At 33.1% G+C, this 19,387-nt stretch carries 19 protein-coding genes; 11 read left to right on the top strand and 8 right to left on the bottom strand.

Features of this window, described 5'->3' with window-relative positions:
- Nucleotides 1-8: 8 nt before the first annotated feature.
- Nucleotides 9-3,440 carry a hypothetical protein gene (locus KHA98_RS20840; RefSeq protein WP_213259923.1) on the bottom strand — a complete coding sequence of 1,144 codons (3,432 nt, stop codon included), beginning with the start codon at nucleotides 3,438-3,440 and terminating at the stop codon, nucleotides 9-11.
- A gap of 557 nt (nucleotides 3,441-3,997) precedes the next feature.
- Between KHA98_RS20840 and KHA98_RS20835 the strand changes: the two genes are divergently transcribed.
- Both KHA98_RS20835 and KHA98_RS20830 read left to right on the top strand, forming a co-directional pair.
- Entirely contained in the window at nucleotides 3,998-5,059 is a 1,062-nt protein-coding gene (locus tag KHA98_RS20835; protein ID WP_213259922.1) for a helix-turn-helix domain-containing protein, read from the top strand.
- A gap of 113 nt (nucleotides 5,060-5,172) precedes the next feature.
- Nucleotides 5,173-7,572 carry a TonB-dependent receptor domain-containing protein gene (locus KHA98_RS20830; RefSeq protein WP_213259921.1) on the top strand — a complete coding sequence of 800 codons (2,400 nt, stop codon included), beginning with the start codon at nucleotides 5,173-5,175 and terminating at the stop codon, nucleotides 7,570-7,572.
- 243 nt (nucleotides 7,573-7,815) lie between these two features.
- On the opposite strand, the gene KHA98_RS20825 is transcribed toward KHA98_RS20830, so the two are convergent.
- The 3 genes from KHA98_RS20825 to KHA98_RS20815 form a co-directional block, all read right to left on the bottom strand.
- Nucleotides 7,816-8,040, bottom strand: a complete 225-nt coding sequence (locus KHA98_RS20825; protein ID WP_213259920.1) for a DUF5808 domain-containing protein — start codon at nucleotides 8,038-8,040, stop codon at nucleotides 7,816-7,818.
- 144 nt (nucleotides 8,041-8,184) lie between these two features.
- Complete coding sequence (locus KHA98_RS20820; RefSeq protein ID WP_213259919.1) at nucleotides 8,185-9,444, bottom strand: aspartate kinase; 1,260 nt, start codon at nucleotides 9,442-9,444, stop codon at nucleotides 8,185-8,187.
- Between the two features lie 130 nt (nucleotides 9,445-9,574).
- The gene (locus KHA98_RS20815) at nucleotides 9,575-10,063 is read right to left on the bottom strand and encodes a GNAT family N-acetyltransferase (RefSeq protein WP_213259918.1); all 489 of its coding nucleotides are present in this window, start codon (nucleotides 10,061-10,063) and stop codon (nucleotides 9,575-9,577) included.
- A gap of 172 nt (nucleotides 10,064-10,235) precedes the next feature.
- On the opposite strand from KHA98_RS20815, the gene fbp reads away from it, so the two are divergent.
- A complete protein-coding gene (gene fbp / locus KHA98_RS20810; RefSeq protein WP_213259917.1) occupies nucleotides 10,236-11,243 on the top strand; it encodes a class 1 fructose-bisphosphatase in 1,008 nt (335 codons plus the stop codon).
- A gap of 227 nt (nucleotides 11,244-11,470) precedes the next feature.
- On the opposite strand, the gene KHA98_RS20805 is transcribed toward fbp, so the two are convergent.
- On the bottom strand, nucleotides 11,471-11,902 hold the full coding sequence (locus KHA98_RS20805; protein WP_213259916.1) for a tellurite resistance TerB family protein: 432 nt from the start codon (nucleotides 11,900-11,902) through the stop codon (nucleotides 11,471-11,473).
- A 170-nt stretch (nucleotides 11,903-12,072) separates the two neighbouring features.
- Between KHA98_RS20805 and KHA98_RS20800 the strand changes: the two genes are divergently transcribed.
- The 6 genes from KHA98_RS20800 (at nucleotide 12,073) to KHA98_RS20775 (ending at nucleotide 16,117) form a co-directional block, all read left to right on the top strand.
- Nucleotides 12,073-12,666, top strand: coding sequence for a HupE/UreJ family protein (locus tag KHA98_RS20800; protein ID WP_213259915.1), 594 nt, complete (start codon nucleotides 12,073-12,075; stop codon nucleotides 12,664-12,666).
- 5 nt (nucleotides 12,667-12,671) lie between these two features.
- On the top strand, nucleotides 12,672-13,103 hold the full coding sequence (locus KHA98_RS20795; protein ID WP_213259914.1) for a deoxycytidylate deaminase: 432 nt from the start codon (nucleotides 12,672-12,674) through the stop codon (nucleotides 13,101-13,103).
- Complete coding sequence (locus KHA98_RS20790; protein WP_213259913.1) at nucleotides 13,104-14,681, top strand: S41 family peptidase; 1,578 nt, start codon at nucleotides 13,104-13,106, stop codon at nucleotides 14,679-14,681.
- 16 nt (nucleotides 14,682-14,697) lie between these two features.
- The gene (locus KHA98_RS20785) at nucleotides 14,698-15,063 is read left to right on the top strand and encodes a nuclear transport factor 2 family protein (protein WP_213259912.1); all 366 of its coding nucleotides are present in this window, start codon (nucleotides 14,698-14,700) and stop codon (nucleotides 15,061-15,063) included.
- A gap of 86 nt (nucleotides 15,064-15,149) precedes the next feature.
- Entirely contained in the window at nucleotides 15,150-15,464 is a 315-nt protein-coding gene (locus KHA98_RS20780) for a hypothetical protein (RefSeq protein ID WP_213259911.1), read from the top strand.
- A 32-nt stretch (nucleotides 15,465-15,496) separates the two neighbouring features.
- Nucleotides 15,497-16,117, top strand: coding sequence for a hypothetical protein (locus tag KHA98_RS20775; protein ID WP_213259910.1), 621 nt, complete (start codon nucleotides 15,497-15,499; stop codon nucleotides 16,115-16,117).
- Between the two features lie 2 nt (nucleotides 16,118-16,119).
- On the opposite strand, the gene KHA98_RS20770 is transcribed toward KHA98_RS20775, so the two are convergent.
- From KHA98_RS20770 to KHA98_RS20760, 3 genes are all read right to left on the bottom strand, one after another.
- Entirely contained in the window at nucleotides 16,120-16,725 is a 606-nt protein-coding gene (locus KHA98_RS20770; protein WP_213259909.1) for an FAD-dependent oxidoreductase, read from the bottom strand.
- Nucleotides 16,726-16,727: 2 nt separating this feature from the next.
- Nucleotides 16,728-16,928 (bottom strand): hypothetical protein, encoded by a 201-nt coding sequence (locus KHA98_RS20765; protein WP_035653375.1) that lies wholly within the window; start codon nucleotides 16,926-16,928, stop codon nucleotides 16,728-16,730.
- Nucleotides 16,929-17,033: 105 nt separating this feature from the next.
- The gene (locus KHA98_RS20760) at nucleotides 17,034-17,612 is read right to left on the bottom strand and encodes a MarC family protein (RefSeq protein WP_109190764.1); all 579 of its coding nucleotides are present in this window, start codon (nucleotides 17,610-17,612) and stop codon (nucleotides 17,034-17,036) included.
- Between the two features lie 294 nt (nucleotides 17,613-17,906).
- Here KHA98_RS20760 and KHA98_RS20755 point away from each other — a divergent pair, with 294 nt between their 5' ends.
- The gene (locus KHA98_RS20755; RefSeq protein ID WP_213259908.1) at nucleotides 17,907-18,698 is read left to right on the top strand and encodes a DUF4412 domain-containing protein; all 792 of its coding nucleotides are present in this window, start codon (nucleotides 17,907-17,909) and stop codon (nucleotides 18,696-18,698) included.
- Between the two features lie 89 nt (nucleotides 18,699-18,787).
- Nucleotides 18,788-19,357, top strand: a complete 570-nt coding sequence (locus KHA98_RS20750; protein ID WP_213259907.1) for a DUF3109 family protein — start codon at nucleotides 18,788-18,790, stop codon at nucleotides 19,355-19,357.
- The last annotated feature ends 30 nt before the right edge of the window (nucleotides 19,358-19,387 follow it).

The raw sequence follows: 19,387 nt of genomic DNA, 5'->3' as shown, positions 1-19,387 counted from the left end.
GCAAACGATTAAAAATAAGCGCGAAGCTGAACATTTCCTGTATGAACGGTTGTTCCGGTCTCGCTTTTTCGACCCTGATAGTTTAAATTAACATCTAAAAAGGAAGTAATATTTTTTTGTAAAAGTAATTTCCAGACTAAGTTTTGTCCCGCCTGAAGACCTTCAAGCATTTGAAATCCTACAGATGAAAATTCGTTTCCGTTGAATTTATTTTCATAAAAAGAAAACTCACCATTTAAAGTCACTTTCTTTTCTCCGGCGAATGAAAAAGAAGTTCCAAGGCGGTTTTGAACCAAAGTCTCAAAATTTCCAATCTGATTTTCTTTATTCTGAAATTCATAAAAGAAATCCAGACTTGTGTTTTTAGAAAATAAATAACTGATTTTTGGTGCAATCTGATACCCTTTCAAATCGTAGTTTTTCTCAGTGAAATCTTTAGAAATCAAATCAGTTTTTATCGTCTTGGTGAAAAAATTAAACAACCAGCTTTTTTGCAGCAAGTGCGTATATTGTAATTGATGCGAATTGTTTTTGACATTTTGTGAACCAACCGAAAGCAGGTTTTTCCCCTTATTAATTAAATAAGAATAGGTAACAGAATGTTTCTGCTTACCTCTATTATAAAATAAGCTATTTCTAAAACTGGAATTCAGTCCCAGAATATTTTCTTCAGAAGAATCAAAAGGATTTAGTTCTAAGCGTCCGCCTTCACTTTTTACTTTACGATCCATAATAAAGGAAGTCTGATTATAGAAATAGGAAATAATTTTTTTTAGACCTTTCTCATTTTGCCATTGCAGCGGATTCAAAGTCACAGATTGAGAAAATTTATTCTGATTGGTTTTGATATAAACCTGATTGGGCAAAAAGATCCTGATATATCTCGCCTGATCGGCATAAGCAGCAACCTCAAATTCTTCCAATTCCTGAATTCCGTTTCCGTTATAATCATTCCAGGTATAAACACCTTGACCCGTTGGAACTTCAATATAAGTAAATTCCTGCTGCGCAATAGTTCCTGAACTAGTTTCGTAAGCAGTTCCTATTTGCATAAACTGATTAAAAAAGCGATCATTGTATAGAACTCTTGAATTTAATGAAGGCTCATTTTTTCTCGTTTGATCAGTGAAATCCAAGTTTCTGTAACTCGCATAAACCGCCAGATCTGTCTTTTTGTTCTGGATTATTTTTGACTTTAAATAATACGTTTGCGAATTGTTTACATGTTGTAGCAATCCGTTTTGCAAACTATCATTTCGGCGTTGTAAAAAACCTAATTCAACAAAAACCTTTGTACTGTCGCCACGGCCAATAAAAGTTCCAAATTCAGAAAATCGTTGGCTTAAAGCCGAAAACTGATTCGTGACTTTGTCTTTTTCCTGATTATCCTCAAGCTGCATACTCGCACCAACCCAGTTTTTACCAAAATGATATTTTGTTCGGGTTTGATTTCTGATGAATTTTGAAGTCGAAGTTGTAGCATCAGAATTTAAAAAACTACCCTGATTTTCTATAGTCCAGTTTTTTAGTTTAAAGAAAGCCGTCGTCGTATGTCGCGCTCCCGAATAACTTTCGGTAAAATCAAGTTTCTCAAACTGATAAGTAAAAAGACCAATGTTTGCTGTTTCTTTTGTCGAAAACAAATCAAAATTTAATCCCGTAACCAATAAACTTTGATTCCCGGATAAAGCAGTGTTTAAATTCCAGTCACGATTAAATTCGATATTATACAAACGTTCAACCGATTTAAAATTTTCCTGTACAAACTGATAATTAACAAAAGCATCCAATGTCCAGCTTCTGGTAAAAAGACGTTTTTTGATGTTGGTTTTAAAAGCAATTCCTTCGTTATTTCCGTCATCAATCGTAGAGAATAAGTTTTTATCATTATTGCTAATGGCAATTTCAAAATCGGCAAGCGTTTTTTCATTTGGATTGTATTTTCCAAGAAAAGTAGCAACCTGAAGTTTTATTGGCGCAATCAATTGTACAATCGGTTCATAATTTCCCTGCGGAATACCGTTTTGAGGCGATATATATTCGTAAATTCTCTCGACCGAAGTATTATTCTGAATGATATAATTTCCGAGATTATTCCCAACCAGACTAAATTTCACATTATATAAAACCTCTGTAGCGTCCTTAGAATACTCATAAACTTCAACTGAATTGATTAAAGTTTTTCTATATAAGATTTTGTTGTCGGCATAAACATCTTCAAATGCAGAAGGCGCTTTCATTAAATTAGGATCATCTCCCGCCTGACTTAAAATCTGAACCTGATCTGCCGAAAGATTTTGCTGTAAAGGCTGATTTTTTAAATCACTTTCAGAGTATAAATAACCTCCAAAACTCCAGTTTTTATTTTCGTGAGTTCCGCCAACATACGTTACCAAACGATTGTAATTTCGTTCGGAATATTGATATTCAACATTAATTCGCATTTCAGAAGTGATCGTAAAAAGCGAGGTAAAAATAATTTCTCCCGCATTATAATCAATTACATAATCATTGTTTTCACCGCGTTTTAGCAAAACACCGTTTACATAAACGCGCTCAGAACCTGAAATTACTAAAACGTACAATTCGCCATTTTGACCTTTTAGTTTATACGGTCCCTGATTTCCTTCCTGGCCTGTAAAGGTACTTTTGGCATATTGTCCTTTTACAAATGAAACCGATGCAAAAACATTGGTTTTGCTTTTGTCGGTATCAAAATCAAAATTGGCAGAAAGTCCCTGAACCTTTTTGTTGAAGTTTAAAAATTGTGTTTTCCGATTTTCTAAAAAAATATCTCCCGCCCGAATATTCCAGTCGTCACTAAAAAGCTCCATGAAAATATTATCGAACTGATCTAATTTTTGAGAATATCCACCATCCTGCAACGGGATATTATTATCCTGAAGCGATGCCCGCAAACTTACTTTATCGGATAGTTTTCCGGTAATTTGTAAATCAAGATTGGAGTTTAAAACCGTATTTTGATTGTTCCCAACAGTAAGTCCTCTGGTAATACTTCCCGAAGTATTTAAACCATCAAAAGGAGTGACTTTTTTATCATTTGCATTATCAATTCGGTACAGTTTTTCGGTTCCGACATCATTCGTTACAATCTGATCCGATTTATAAAGGCTGTATTCTTTGGTAATAAAATCAGGATAAGTAAGATAATTGATAATTAAAGTATCTGAAACAGCATTAAATTTTGGGTCTAAAAGTAATGTTCCTTTTTGAAAATCAATTTTATAAAAAGTAGAATCGACAGCTTCATTTTTAGTATTTAAAAGTTCAAAGAAATCAGGGTTTATACTGAATTTCTCCAGATGAATGGTGTCGCGTGTTGCAATTACTTTTTTGGTTTTGTATGCTGATTCCGTATCCTGAGCCTGAAGCGCAGAAAACCAGATGAAAACCGTAAAAAACAGTAATTTTTTCAACATAAATACTTAAACTCTTAAAAGCCAAAAGTAGTATTTATAATTGGGAAAATCAGACGTCGGATTTTGAGTTTTATCCGAAGTAAAAATATATTTTTAACCCGTTGGGTACAATTATTTTTAATACATAGTCTCAACGATTCGTGACTATTTGTAAAAGCTTTTTCTATATAATTTAAGAATGAGATTCTAAATCAATATAGCCCAAGGTTTCAACCTTGGGTACATAAAGAGAAGCGATTATCGTTACGTCCCCAAGGTTGAAACCTTGGGCTATGTTTTTATAGCATTAAAAAAGACGTTTTACTTCTAATAATATACATAGAGCTATGTTTTAAAGCTTGCTTTTTCTTTAATCTTGAGTAAAAGCCTATATTTCTATGTTTTTAAATTAAATTTTGTTCAATTTCACCCAACGGGTTAAGATTAGATTTTACAAAATATAAAATTATTTTTGATTTATTTTACCCAACTAATTTCCTTAAATATAAAGTTAACTGATTTATTTTCATTTAAAAATAATCTTTCTAGCTTTGTTTAAGATATAACAGACTTAATTTATGGATGCTGGCAAGGAACTTTTATTCTTTTTTAGTGCTTTAGGCGCTTTCAACGGAATTATTCTCGGTGTTTATTTTTTTCTTTTTACCAAGAAAAAATACCTGACGAATTATTTTCTGGGTGCGCTTTTGTTTGCCTTAAGTATTAGAATTGCAAAATCGGTATTTGTTTATTTTCATCCTGAACTTCCAAAAATGTATCTGCAATTTGGGCTTACAGCTTGTTTTTTCATCGGGCCTTGTTTGTATTATTTTATAAAATCGGCTGTTGATGAAGTACAGATCATGCCAAAATCCTGGAAAATGATGCTCGCTTTATGGGGAACTTTAGCTGTTGTGGTGGGTGTTTTGTATCCCTATGAAGTTTATCCAAAACTTTGGAGCGGATTTTTCATCAGAATCATATACCTGCAATGGTTTGCTTATATTGTATTTGCGGGTTTAGAACTTCGTAATGTTTTGAGGAAAATCGTGACCAGAAAAGAAAAAGCAAGTCCAGCCGAAATGTGGTTCGGAATGCTATTTTTTGGTAACTTCCTTTTATTCTTTTTCTATTTTTTAGCTATCATAGGGGCGCCCGGTGCATTATATATAAGTGGCGCAGTTGTTTTTTCGTTCATTTTATATTTAGGAATTTCAATTCTTTTGTACCGAAAAAAAACAGACGATTTATTTTTACTATACGGTCCGAAGATTTCGAGTAAAAAGATCGATTCGGCTGAAGCTGTAATTTGGTCAGCAAAACTAGAAAACGTCATGTTTGAAAAGAGTTTGTACAAAAATCCAAACCTCACACTACAAGATTTGTCTAAGGAAATTAATATTTCCGGTCATCAGTTGTCGCAGTTTTTAAATAATAATCTGGGAAAGAATTTTACCAGTTTTGTAAACGAATTCAGAATCAATGAAGCATGTAAAATTATTGCTTCGACAGATAAATTAACTTTAGAATCTGTTGGCTACGATGTTGGTTTTAATTCTAAATCGACATTCTTTGCTGCCTTTAAAAAACATACCGGAACAACCCCTCTTAATTATCAAATTCAGGCTTTGCAATCCTAAAATTTGAGTCCTAATTTATAAATCAGTACTCCTGATTTCGCTTTCGATTACCTTTTAGTGCGATTTAGAACTGACTTTTGTTTTATCAAAGTCAAACTAATCGCTAGAATTTTATGAGGTTTTCAGTTTTAATTATCGCTTACATTTATTGTTTTCTTCTAAATGTAACGCAATCCAATGCACAGTTCATTCAGAAAGTTTCTGGAAAAGTCGTCAATTCAAACCATCAATTGATGATGGGAACAGCTTCTGTGTTAACAATAAAAGATTCGATACTAATTAAACATCAGGATTTTTTGGATGGCGTTTTCCAAATAACAGGAATCAATGAAAGAGAGGTTTTAGTTAAATTAACTTCAGGAGAATTTGCTGACCAATATCTCCGTGTGAGTTATGACGGAAATGAAAATGTAGATTTAGGTTCTATTATTGTAAAAGAAAATCAGAATCAGTTAACAGAAGTTGTAGTAAAAAGCCAGCCTTCATTAATGAAATATGGAGCAAACGGAAATCTTGAGGTGAATGTAAACGGAACTGTTCTGGCCACAAGCAGTTCGGTAAACGAATTGTTAGGCAGAGTTCCAAATGTAGTAGTTGCCGATGGAGAAATCAGTGTTCTCGGAAAAGGCGAAGCAATTATTTATCTCAACGGAATTTTGATTAATTACGAACGGTTTGCCGCAATTCCGGTTTCGCAGATTCAGAAAATTGAAGTTATTTCTAATCCGTCTTCCAGATACGATGCCGAAGGAAAAGCAGTAATCAATATTATTACCAAGCAAAATATAGAAAGCGGAATAATGGGGACTGCAAATCAGCACGTAACGGTTTCTAAATTTGGCGGAACACTTTATAATACGCTTCTTGATTTTAGTTATTCTAAAGGGAAATTCTCTTTTGTAACCAATTATGGTTTGCAGTTAGGAAGAAACCGCGAATTACTTTATACCACAAGAACACGCCCAAATCCTGATGAATACATGAAATCGGAACTGACAACGGACTGGAAAAGAAGGTTTAATAATTATTCTAATTTCGGATTCGGACTTCAATATAGTTTTTCTTCAGATCATTATATTTCACTCGCTTATAGCGGAAATGTGAATGATTTGGGCGGAACTGTTGAAAGCAGAAATTCAATTGCTGATAATTTAGGAAACAGTTTTTATGCAACAGTTGTAGACCGAAATGATGTTTTACTCAATCAGTTTATTAATCTAAATTATAATAGAAAAACCGATGAAAAGGGTTCGACATTGTTTGTGGGGTCGCAATATTCCAATTACAATCAGACAATTGGAGACTTTATTGAAGAAAATAGTTTAGTTGGACAAACAGATTCCCAAAAATATTTGAAGAATAATGTGGGAAGTCGAATCAATATAATTGCAGTTCAAGCTGATTATTCGAAGAAAATAAATGAAAAAACAAAGCTGGAAACAGGAGCAAAGTTCAGTCACGCCACCATAAACTCGGGAACAGATTTCTTGATTTCTAATTCTGAAGATGGAAACTACGAAATGGACGATGAACTTTCGAGCGACTTTGAATACAACGAAAAAATTGCAGCCGCCTATTTTAATTATGTTGGAACATGGAGTGAAAAAGTCAATTTTTCGCTTGGTGCAAGAGCCGAAAAAACAAGCTATAATTTATTTACAAATGCCAATGGAATGCAGAAATTTGAAAAAACGTACGGCAATTTTTTTCCAAACGTACTTTTAAATTTTGACTTTTCAGAAGATTGGAAAGGGCATTTTTCCTATGTTTCCAGAATAACAAGACCAAGATATCAGGCTTTAAACCCGTATGTGATTTATCAGGATCCTTTTACTACTATTGAAGGCAATCCGAATTTGCTTCCGGAAAAAACGCATGCTTTTGAAATAGGCACGATGTACAAAAAGTTTGATTTTAAGATTGGATATACCTATAAAATTGACCCGATTTCTGCTGCGGCCTTGCGCGGTGATACACCAAATAGTTATATTTTAAGGGCTTTAAATCTCGAGAAAGGACATGCTTTTTTTACTTCGCTTTCAAGATCTTTCAATCTCAAATGGTGGAATTCGACCAATACAATCAACATGAATTTAACTAAATCTGTAGACAATTTTTATGCATTTGAATTTAGTCCCGTAAAACCACAGTTGTATTTATATACTAATAATACATTTACGATTCCTAAACTTTTTAAACTTCAGCTTCTAGCTTGGTATTTAGGAAATAGAAGTTATGGTTTAGGAAGTGATAACAAGAGATCGACAGTAACTTTAGGTATAGAAAGAAACTTTTTTAAAGATGCCTTAAAACTCAATTTTACTGCAAACGACATCTTTCATAAGTTTATGGTTTCTGGAGATTACAATGTTGGGCAAACCCAGATTTATTACCACAGAACCTACAGCACTAATTATTTTAAATTGATAGCAACCTACAATTTTGGAGATTCAAAAAAGACAACTTATAAAAAGTCAGAAATTGAGCAGTCTGAGAATAATAGAGCGAGGTAGATTATTATAGTTAAGAATAACAAAAAAATTAGGTAACCTCTTTTTTGTTTTCAACCCTGTAGCCAATAAAGAAAGCAATACAGGATAAAATGGGCCCGACTACAATACTAAATTCGGTCAACGTAATGTCTTTCGATTCCTTTGATACAATTAAAAATAAGTTTAAAATGATAAACACTATTCCAAGAAGGAGAAAAAATAAGAAGATGTTTTTCTTAGCCATAAAAAAGAGTTTTAAATAATTTACTTTATAAATCTTCCTAAAATAATAAGAACCGCCATTAAAAGAATAAGTGCAAAAACAGAATTAGGATTGGCAAAATTAGTCGTGTATCCAAATTCTTTAATTTTCTTGGGAGGAAATAACCTTTTGTCTTTTGGATTAAAATAAAAAATCCCCCAAACCCAGTTGTCAGGATCATTAATCCATTTGTTTTTTTCTTCTTCTGATGGTTCATTGTTGTTCATAATTCAAAAATAGAATTAGTACGCGGAAAGTAAAGTTAGTTAAATTAATTCAAACAAGAATATTTCTTACAAAAAAGGCTTCGCTATTTAAGCGAAGCCTTTCTCTATTATTTGAATTGAATAATTACCTTTTATAAAGCAATATTAATTTAAATCTTTAGTCACAATCTGCATGGTTTCACGGCTAACTTGTTTTAGTAAAACCTCTTTATTAGCTTCAACTGTTTGTGCTGCCTCTTCTGTAAAGTGACGGATTGTATATAAGGTTACATTTTCGCTGTATTCTACTTTGAATTTTTTTGAAAGAGTGGCATTCATTTCAGGGAAATTTCCAAATTTGTCTTCCACGCAAACAGAGAAACTAATGGCAGAGTTCTGAATTAAGTTTACTTTGATTTTGAATTCGTGGAATAATCCAAAAATCTCACTGATGTTTTCTTCCATAATAAAAGAGAAATCAATAGAAGAAAGCGAAATCAAAAGCTGCTCTCTTTTTACAATGAAACAAGGATATTGAGGTTCTAAATCAACACCTTTAGAAACACAGGTTCCTTTTAATAAAGGATTGATAAATGATTTTACATACAACGGAATTTCTTTTTTCTGTAACGGTTGTAATGTTTTTGGGTGAATAACCGTTGCGCCGTAAAATGCCAATTCGATTGCTTCACGATACGAAATTTGATTCAGCAAACTTGCATTTTCAAAATAACGCGGATCGGCATTCATAACTCCTGGAACGTCTTTCCAGATCGTAACACTTTCAGCATTTAAGCAATAAGCAAAAATACCGGCAGTATAATCAGAACCTTCACGACCTAAAGTTGTAGTAAAGTTATTTTCGTCGGCACCAAGGAAACCTTGCGTGATGTTTAGCATTTTGCGCGGTACATTTTTGCTGATATTTTGTTGCGTAGCTTCCCAATCAACTTCGGCATCTCTGTAAGTTGCATCTGTTTTAATAAAATTACGAACATCAAGCCATTTCGTCTGAATTCCTCTGAAATTCATATAATGACTTAAAATTGTTGTAGAGATTAATTCTCCAAAACTCACTACCTGATCGTAAACAAAATTGTAGTTTGGCGATTTATTGTGTGCCAGAAAATACTCCAATTCAGAAAACTGAGCGGTTACAGCTGCAAAAACCTCATTTTTTTCATCCTCAAATAAATCTAATAATATTTGATTGTGATATTTTTTTATTTCCTGAACAGAGGCATTTAACTCTGTCGATTTTTCAAAGTAATTCTTGATTACAACTTCAAGAGCATTTGTGGTTTTTCCCATTGCCGAAACAACCAAAATCACATCTTCGTAACCTACTTTTTGTAAAACGTCGTAAACGTTTTTAATTCCGTCTGCATCTTTTACTGATGCTCCACCAAATTTAAATACTCTCATTTTTAATTTTAGATTTTTAATTTCAGATTTCAGATTAATTGAAATCTAGTATTTTTTTTTGCCACGAATTACACGAATTTCCACTAATTTAATTCGTGCTAATTTGTGTAATTCGTGGCGAACAAATTTGTTATAATTTTTCTAAGAACGAATCAATTCCGGTTTCATCCATATGAACAACACGCCATTCTTCGAGAATTTTTGCGCCTGAATTCTCGTAGAATTTAACTGCCGGAGTATTCCAGTCCAGAACATTCCATTCTACTCTTCGAACATTGTCTCTTTTTCCTTGTTTCATAATTTCAGAATAAAGTGCAGATCCTAAACCGGTACCTCGCATTTTCTCTTTTACAATCAAATCTTCAAGATGTATTGTTTTTCCTTTCCAGGTTGAATAGCGATAATAATATAAGGCAATTCCAACTATTTCTTTTTGATTTTCGTCATTTTCAATCTCTGCAACAAAAACATTAAATAATGGTTTTTCGCCAAAACCGTCACGAATCAAATCCTCTTCTGTAATTACTACTGCTTCAGGTTCTTTTTCGAATATTGCCAGCTCCTGTATTAATCCAAAAACCGATTTCATGTCTTCAGGATTTCCTTTTCTAATATTCATATATTCGTATTATTAGATGTTTATTAGCTAAAAAAGCATTGTTTTAATTAGTGCTTTCTGCTGATTATTAGCAAATATACAATAGTAGCAAACTAACAAAATAATTTTTAAATCATTCTCACAAAAAAAACGATATTTGTGACTTAAAATTAAAACTACAACGTTATAGCAAATGGAAGAACGCAATAAAACACTGGGAGAGTTTATTATTGAGAACCAAAAAGCATTTCAGTATTCGTCGGGAGAGCTTTCCCGAATTATCAACTCTATACGTTTGGCGGCAAAAGTCGTAAACTATAAAGTAAACAAAGCCGGACTAGTGGACATTATTGGCGCCGCAGGCGAACAAAATGTTCAGGGAGAAGACCAGCAAAAATTAGATGTCTATGCCAACGAAGTATTTATCCAGACGTTAATAAACCGTGAGATTGTCTGTGGTATTGCTTCTGAAGAAAACGACGATTTTATTACTGTTCAGGGGAGCGACAACAGTCATAATAATAAGTACGTGATCTTAATGGATCCGCTTGACGGATCTTCAAACATTGATGTAAATGTTTCTGTGGGAACTATTTTTTCTGTTTTCAGAAGAATTACTCCAATAGGAACCCCGGTAACAAGCGAGGATTTTTTACAACCGGGAATCAATCAGGTGGCAGCAGGTTATGTAATTTATGGAACTTCGACTATGTTGGTGTATACGACTGGACATGGTGTAAATGGTTTTACACTGAATCCGGCGATTGGTACATTTTACCTTTCACATCCGAATATGAAATTTCCGGAAAAAGGAAATATCTACTCGGTAAACGAAGGAAATTATGTTCACTTTCCGCAAGGAGTAAAAAATTACATCAAGTATTGTCAGCGTGAAGAAGAAGACAGACCTTATACTTCAAGATATATCGGAAGTTTAGTAGCCGATTTTCATCGAAATATGATCAAAGGCGGAATTTATATTTATCCAACAAGTTCAAAAGCACCAAAAGGAAAATTACGTTTACTATATGAATGTAACCCAATGGCGTTTATTGCAGAACAAGCAGGAGGAAAAGCAACAGATGGTTTTGGAAGAATTATGGAAATCCAGCCAACTGAATTACATCAAAGAGTTCCTTTTTTCTGCGGAAGTCACAGTATGGTAGAAAAAGCAGAGCAATTTATGGCTGAGGCGAATTAAATTTTTGTTTCAGGTTTCAGGTTTGAAGTTTCAGATTTGAAGTTGATATTAAAGCAAACCCGACAGGTTTTCAAAACCTGTCGGGTTTATTTGTTTCAAGTTTCAAGTTGAATATTAAAAAGCAAAGCCGACAGATTTTTAAAATCTATCGGCTTTTTAATTTGATATAAAGTTTCAATTTTTAATCTTCAGTATAAGCTGAATACTAAAAAACTGATGACTGAATATTATTTATTCATGTGTTCCATTTCAAAAAGGAAAGTATCTAAATCTACTTTTTTGTCTACAAGAGACAAAGCTTTTGAAATAATATAGTTAACATTTCCAGGAGTAAATCCTAAGGCTAATCCCATACGGTTTAGCATAACTTCTTGTTGGTCTCCTAAATGGTGGTCAACGTGAACCATTCTTGCTAAGTCATACAAACGCTCTAAACGCTGGGTATGTAAGTAAGGAGGGTTGATTGGATGACTCCATGGGTCTACAAGTATTTCTTTGTATTCGTCTTCCGAAATTTCTAATCTTGAAGCTAGTTTGTCCAAAAACGCTTTTTCTTCTTCATTAATTTTTCCGTCCGCATAAGCTACACGCACAATAGCAGAGAAATGTCCTCTGTTTCTTTGTTTGAACTCGTTGTCAAATAATTCTGAAAATGGCATAATTAATAAGGTTTTTATAAAACAAAGATAAAAGTTATTTTAATTTAATGTTTTTAAATTTCTCATAAAATTTAACTTATTTTTCTACGTTGTTTTAAATAGAGACTTTACGAAATTTTCAAAATAAATCGTAAGTTTACATCCCCTAATCATTTAATATAATTGCCCCTATGTCAGAATTTTGGATTTATTTTCAAATAGGATTAAAACATGTTTTAGATATAAATGCCTACGATCATGTTCTTTTTTTAATCGCCTTAACCGTTCCTTACACATTTAAAGACTGGAAACGTATTTTGCTTTTGGTTTCTGTTTTTACGATCGGTCATACCGTTGCATTAATACTTTCTGTTTTCGGAATTATAGCAGTAAAAGTTAATCTTGTTGAATTTTTAATTCCAATCACGATTTTAATTACCGCTTTATATCACTTGTTTACGGCCGGAAAAGCGACGAAAAACGACGGTGTAAATTTGATCTTTTTTGTGACATTGTTTTTTGGAATCATACACGGACTTGGATTCTCAAACTATTTTAAAACTATTTTAGGAGGATCTGCAAGTTCAAAATTAATACCTTTAGGTGAATTTGCTTTAGGAATAGAAACCGCACAGCTAGTTGTTGTTTTCGTTGTTTTGGTAATATCATATATAGTTCAGACTGTATTTCGTTTTTCAAAACGCGACTGGGCACTTGTAATGTCTGCTTTTATTGTTGGAGTTGTAATTCCGATGATTATTGAAAGCCCAATATGGAACAGATAAAATAAATGGAAGTAAAAAAATTAAATAAATACGATAAAGCCTATTTAAGAATTGCAAAAGAATGGAGTCTTTTATCGTATTGCAAACGTAAACAAGTTGGAGCCATTATAGTAAAAGACAGAATGATTATTTCTGACGGTTATAACGGAACGCCATCGGGTTTTGAAAATTGCTGTGAAGATGACGAAGGCTTAACACGCTGGGACGTATTACACGCCGAGGCAAATGCAATTTTAAAAGTTGCACGATCAACGCAATCCTGCGAGGGAGCAACTTTGTATATTACACTTTCTCCCTGCAAAGAATGCAGTAAATTAATACATCAGTCAGGAATAAAAAGAGTGGTGTATAAAGATGGATATCGTGATGATTCCGGAATTCAATTTTTAATAAAAGCAGGAATTGAAGTAGAACATATTCCTGTACTGGAAGAGTAAATGAAATTTAATTCAAAATATTTGCCACTAGTTATCGGAGCGACCCTTGCTCTAGGTATAGTTCTCGGAAGCCTGATGAGTGCTCCCGTAGATGATCAGTTTTTGGCCAAAAATTACTCCAAAACCAAATTAAATAAACTGATCGATTTTATTAATAACGAATATGTCGACAGTATCAATACAGATTCTATTGTAAATCTTACAGTAGATAATATCTTATCAAAATTAGATCCGCATTCTGTTTATATTCCGCCAAGCGAACAAGCTGAGGTGGCCGAAAGCATGAAAGGTGATTTCGTTGGAATCGGAATCAATTTTTATATGTACAAAGATTCCGTTGCTATCATTAAACCGGTAGAAAATGGTCCATCGGCAAAAGCAGGATTAAAATCAGGTGACCGCATTTTATTTGCAGGAAAAACAAAATTATACGGTCGTAAACTTCCTTCAGATAGTTTATTCTCCAAATTAAAAGGCCAGCAAGGTTCTGAAATTGAATTGACCGTTTTTAGAAAATCTGAACAAAAGAAACTGAAGTTTAAAGTTAAAAGAGATATTATCCCGATAAAAAGTGTCGATGTATCTTTAATGGTTGGAGGTGATACAGGTTATATCAAAATCAATCGTTTTGCTGAAACTACTTTTAATGAATTTAAAACCGGTTTAACCCGATTAAAACAAAAAGGAATTGAATCTTTGGTAATTGATCTTCGGGATAATGGCGGAGGTTATATGGAAGAAGCTGTAGCGATCGCTGATGAATTTTTGAAAGATAAACAACTGATCGTTTTTACTAAAAATAAAAATGGTACTACAGAAAAAACATACGCTACAAAAGCCGGTAGTTTTGAAACCGGAAAAGTATATGTTTTAATTAATGAAAACAGTGCTTCTGCAAGCGAAATTTTAGCGGGTGCAATTCAGGATAATGATCGCGGAACTATTGTTGGTCGTCGTTCGTTTGGAAAAGGTTTAGTGCAAAGAGAAATGGATTTCAACGACGGATCAGCCGTAAGATTAACTGTAGCACGATATTATACGCCAACCGGAAGATCTATTCAGAAACCATATAAAAAAGGAAATGAAGACTATTTTAAAGAATCAGAATCGCGTATTAAATCTGGTGAGCTTTATGCAAAAGACAGTATAAAAGTTGCCGATTCTTTAAAGTTTAAAACACCAAAAGGTAAAATCGTTTACGGCGGTGGCGGAATTGTTCCGGATGTTTTTGTTCCGTTAGAAGCAGAGCACGGAAATGAGAATGTTGCTTATTTGCTGCAAACCGGAATTGTAGGTCATTTTGTTTTTGAAGAATTGGATAAAAACAGAGATGCTTTTGCCGGATTGAAGTTCAATGCCTTTTTAGAGAAAATGAAAACATCTGATGTTTATTTCAAGAAATTCAAAAACTACATTTTTATGACGGGTCTGGATTTGAAATTAGATAAAACCAGAGCTTTGGTAGATCGTTACATTACAGCAGAATTTGCACGACAATTGTACGGTGAAATGTATTACTATGATGTGGTTCTAAAAGAAGATGCAATGATCAAAAAAATTCTGACTCCGAAAAAATAACTTCAAATTTTTTGTCATGAGAATAGAAACAGTTACAAATGCGGAAATTGAACTTTTAACCGCTATCAAAAATGCAGATGTTTTAACTTTAGAAAGAATGCTGCACGATGATTTGCTTTTTAATTTACCGGATGGAAATACGATTACTAAAGAAGTTGATCTAAATACCTATCGTTCTGGTAAGATGAAAATCGAAGCATTAGAAGCTTCAGATCAAATAATTAATATTATTGGTGATTTGGCTGTAGTTGCTGTGGTTATTGCATTAAAAGGAACATACGACCAAAATCAGATTGAAGGTGTTTTTAAATACATAAGAGTTTGGAAACAGTTTGATGAAGAGTTAAAAGTTATCGCAGGAAGTTGCATCACACTGGCGTAAATTTGAAATAAAATAATAATAACTTAAAATATAACTAAGCTGATATGGCGTAAATCTTGGCTTAATTTGCGGTTAAATATATAAATATGAAAAATTTAAAAAGAATAAGTTTTCTGGTAGTTCTAATGACGTTTTTAATCTCTTGTGCAGGAATGAAAGATTCGACTAAAGCAGTTTCGGGAAAAGTAGAATCGATAGAAGGCGGTAAAGATGGCTATACTGCAAAAATAAATACAGATCAAAAAGAAGTCTATTTTGCAACTGTTAGTATTGTAAATGTAGGCGGACCGCAAAACTACAAACAATTCAAAATTGGCGATGTTGTATCGGTAAAAGGAGAATTCTGGAAAAGCGAAGACGAAAACCATATTAAAGTTACCCAGATTGTTTCGATTAAGTAAAGATTTGATTCTGTTTAAAGACTAATTGATATATGAAAAAACTTCTGATAGGTTTGATTTTTTTTAGTTTTGGATGCTCTTCAAATCAGAAAGATATTAGAAGTATTGAGTTTATGTGTTACAATTGGGATTTAAAATATCCTACAGAATCTTTTAAAGGAAAATTTTATATTCAGCCAAAAATATATTCTATTCTAAATTTAAATGGAGAGAGTCAAAGTTATTCATGCGAATTCTCTCCAAATAAAAATGAAATTTATTTTAATTCGAAGATCGATGCAAAATTGGTAACTGATCTCGTGAATTCTCTATCTAATGTAGCCGCCGAGCAAAAAGAAATTACTTTAGACTCTTATTCGCAAGGTGGGTGTGTGGAAAGCACTCCAATCGTTAGGCTAAAGGTTGTTTTTTCAAATAATGAAGAGAAGTGTTATCTACCTCAGTTGCGAAAAGATAATAAAACTGATTTGGCAATGCGAAAATTGTTCATTGCATTATTAAATAAGATAGATGTGAGTTCTGAAAAAATGAAGGACACTCTTTCCTTTGCAACAAAGAAGAAAGCATTTATTGACTTATCAATGCATATGGATACATTAAATTTACCTCTGCCTCCATTACCAAAATATAATAAAATTAAATTCAAAAAATGAATTTAGCGGATACTGTCGTGCGCATGAGTTTGCACACCGTTATTCCATAAAGTAAGAATATCTGTGGCAACAGCAGCGCCACTACCAGCAGCGATCGCTAATTGACTTCTCCAGCCTGCTAAAGTTCCAATTACATAAATACCTTCAGCTACTTTATGATCTTCATTTTTAAGCTGAATACGTTGTTTCTCCGGAAGGGCTTTTTTATGAGGTTCAATAAATTGCATCAAACCTTCAATGTCAAAAGTATTGGCATAACCAATTCCAACAACAATATTTTTTGTTTTATAGGAGTTTTTATTCGTTACAACAGTGAATAGAGGATAAGAACCTTCGATTTTTATCACTTTCTCATTCTGAATCTGTTCAATATGAGGATAAGTTGTGGTTAAATCCTGTGTGCTTTCTGAAAGTAATTCAGAGCCAAGTTTACCTGGAGTTATGCCATAAGCATTGTAGAAAATAGCTTCTTGTAATGAAGAATTTTTTTGATGTGTAAAAATTCCGATTTTCTTATCGGTAACAAAAGCTTTATTTTTTGCGGAACCCAGAACAAGCGCACAAGACATTCCAGATACGCCTCCGCCAATAATCAAAACATCAAACATTATTATCTGCCGTTTGTTTTTTCTTCAATTCTTTTTGAAATTCTAAAGATCAAAAGAATCAATACAGCGCAAAAAGAAGCTACGATTCCAATAAAAGCTACCATACTATCACCCTGAAAAGGATTTTTGAAGTCTAATAGCGTAATATTAAAAACAATTAAAGCTAATGCTAAAAGCACTAAGATGGAAGTAAAAATTTTCATAAGGTTGTTTTTTGTCTAAAAGATTTAAAATATAGCTTTTATGTAAAAAATGTCTTAAAGTTATATTTTTATACATTTTATGGGGTAAAAGTATAAAAATAAATGTTAGACAAACAAACCTTTAACATTAGCAGCGAATAATTTAACAGCAATAGCTAAAAGTATAACTCCAAATGTCTTACGAACCACGCCTAGTCCGTTTTCTCCTAATAAAGTTTCGATTTTTTTAGACGATTTTAAAACAATATACACCAATATAATGTTTAATAAGATGGCTATAATGATGTTAATCGTGTGAAATTGAGAACGTAACGATAACAAAGTAGTCATTGTTCCTGCACCGGCAATCAACGGAAAAGCCAAAGGCACGATAGAAGCAGATCCTGGTTCTTCATCACGATAAATTCGAATTCCTAAAATCATTTCAAGAGCAAGAAAGAATAAAACGAACGAACCTGCAACAGCAAACGAATGAACATCTATCCCGATAAGGTTAAGTAAGCCTTCTCCAACAAAAAGAAAAACAATCATAATGGCTCCGGCAACAATAGAAGCCTTTTCAGATTCGATGTGTCCGACTTTTGCTCTTAAATTGACAATAATCGGAATTGAACCAACAATATCAATTACGGCAAAAAGCACCATACTAACGGTAATGATTTCTTTAAAATCGATTTCTAACATATCGCTTGATTTTAGTGTTTAAAAAACTGCTGCAAAAGTAGTTAATAAAGTTAGGTATTTTTTTGTTACAATGTATTTTTGTTATAAAAACACGTTTTATTGCTTAAAAAAGTGGTATTTGTAACATTTTCATGTTTCGATTGCCGATTTGAAGAAAAAAGTACTTTTTATTTTTAAACTTAATTTATTTTGTTTCTCATTATTTAGGGAAGAAGCAATGAAATCAAACGTTAAAAAAGATAACTTACTGAAAATCAATTGTTAAATTTGTAATGAATTTTAAATGAGACGATTATGAAAAAAATGTGGTTTGTAGGGGTGTGCTTGGTTTTATTATTGTCATTCAATAATTCACAAGCTCAGGTTTGGCAGAAGATTTTAGATAAAGCGACAAAAAAAACGCAGGGTGATACCGATAAATCGGCTGAGCAAAATGTAAATCTGGAAAATGCAGTTTTAGGATACGGAAAGAATAAAGTTGATCCATCGGTCGTTCCAAATTCGTATGTCTTTAACTGGAAATATACAATGGAGATTAAAGTCAATGAAGGCAAAGCAATGAATGCTGAATATTTTTTGGAACCAAATGCGTCTTATTTCGGGATGAATATGGCGCAAGGACAAGGGCAAAATATGCTCATGATTATGGATGCAGGAAAAAGTATTACGATAACTGCTTTTGAAAACGGTAAAGAAAAAATGGCATCAGCATCAAAAATGCCTGATTATTCTGAAATGGCAAAAAAAGAAGCAGGTGAGAAATCAAAATTTACAATTAAAACGCTACCCAATAAAACGTTTCTGGGATATAACTGCAAAGGCGTGCAAATGACAAATGATGAATATGATATTATCTGTTATTATACAAATGAAGCTAAAGTGAGTTTTGGGGATATGTTTAAGAAACAGAAAAACTGGAAAATGCCCGATGAGCTGGCTAATTACTTTAAACCCGACGACCGAACTTTGTTAATGGATATGACTATGAAAGATCTAAAGGGGAAAGGAAAAGTTACAACGATGAAATGTACAAGTCTGGAAAAAAGTGCCTATACCTTTAATAAAGCAGATTATAAATTTATGTAGGTAAAATGGATTCATTATAATTTAGAGACTTCGATAGTTAAAATTTAAGGCTGACTTTTATTTCCTGAATCTTTAATTACCTTTGCAAAATGTTTCAACTAGGAAAAACCATCGTATCCGAGGATATACTCGAAAAAGAATTTGTTTGTAATTTATCAGCTTGTAAAGGAGCCTGTTGTGTCGACGGAGATGCCGGTGCGCCTTTAAGTGAAGAAGAAACGAGAATTCTGGAAGAGATTTATCCGAAAGTTAAACCCTTTTTAAGAAAAGAGGGAATCGCTGCTATTGAAGCCCAAGGTACCTGGGTAAAAGGTACTGACGGCGATCTTGAGACAACCTTAATAGATAATAAGGATTGTGCTTATGTTATTTTTGATGGTAAAACTGCGCTTTGCGGAATTGAACAAGCCTATAATCAGGGAATCGTAGACTGGAAAAAACCAGTGTCTTGCCATTTATACCCGATTCGTGTAAAAGACTTTACAGAGTTTGCCGCGGTAAATTATGATAAATGGGATATTTGCGATGATGCCTGCTCTTTAGGGAAAGAATTAGAAGTTCCGGTATACAAATTTGTCAAAGAAGCGTTGATTCGTCGCTTTGGTCAGGATTGGTATATGGAGCTTGAAAAAGTAGCAGAAGAGCTTAAAAATTCTTAAAAATCTGCGCCACCAGCAGGCTTGCAAATG

Source organism: Flavobacterium branchiicola (assembly GCF_018383905.1).
In the GTDB taxonomy this organism is placed as follows: Bacteria; Bacteroidota; Bacteroidia; order Flavobacteriales; family Flavobacteriaceae; genus Flavobacterium; species Flavobacterium branchiicola.
The sequence above is the reverse complement of the archived record's forward strand: the minus strand, read 5'-3'. Positions and strand labels throughout refer to the sequence as shown.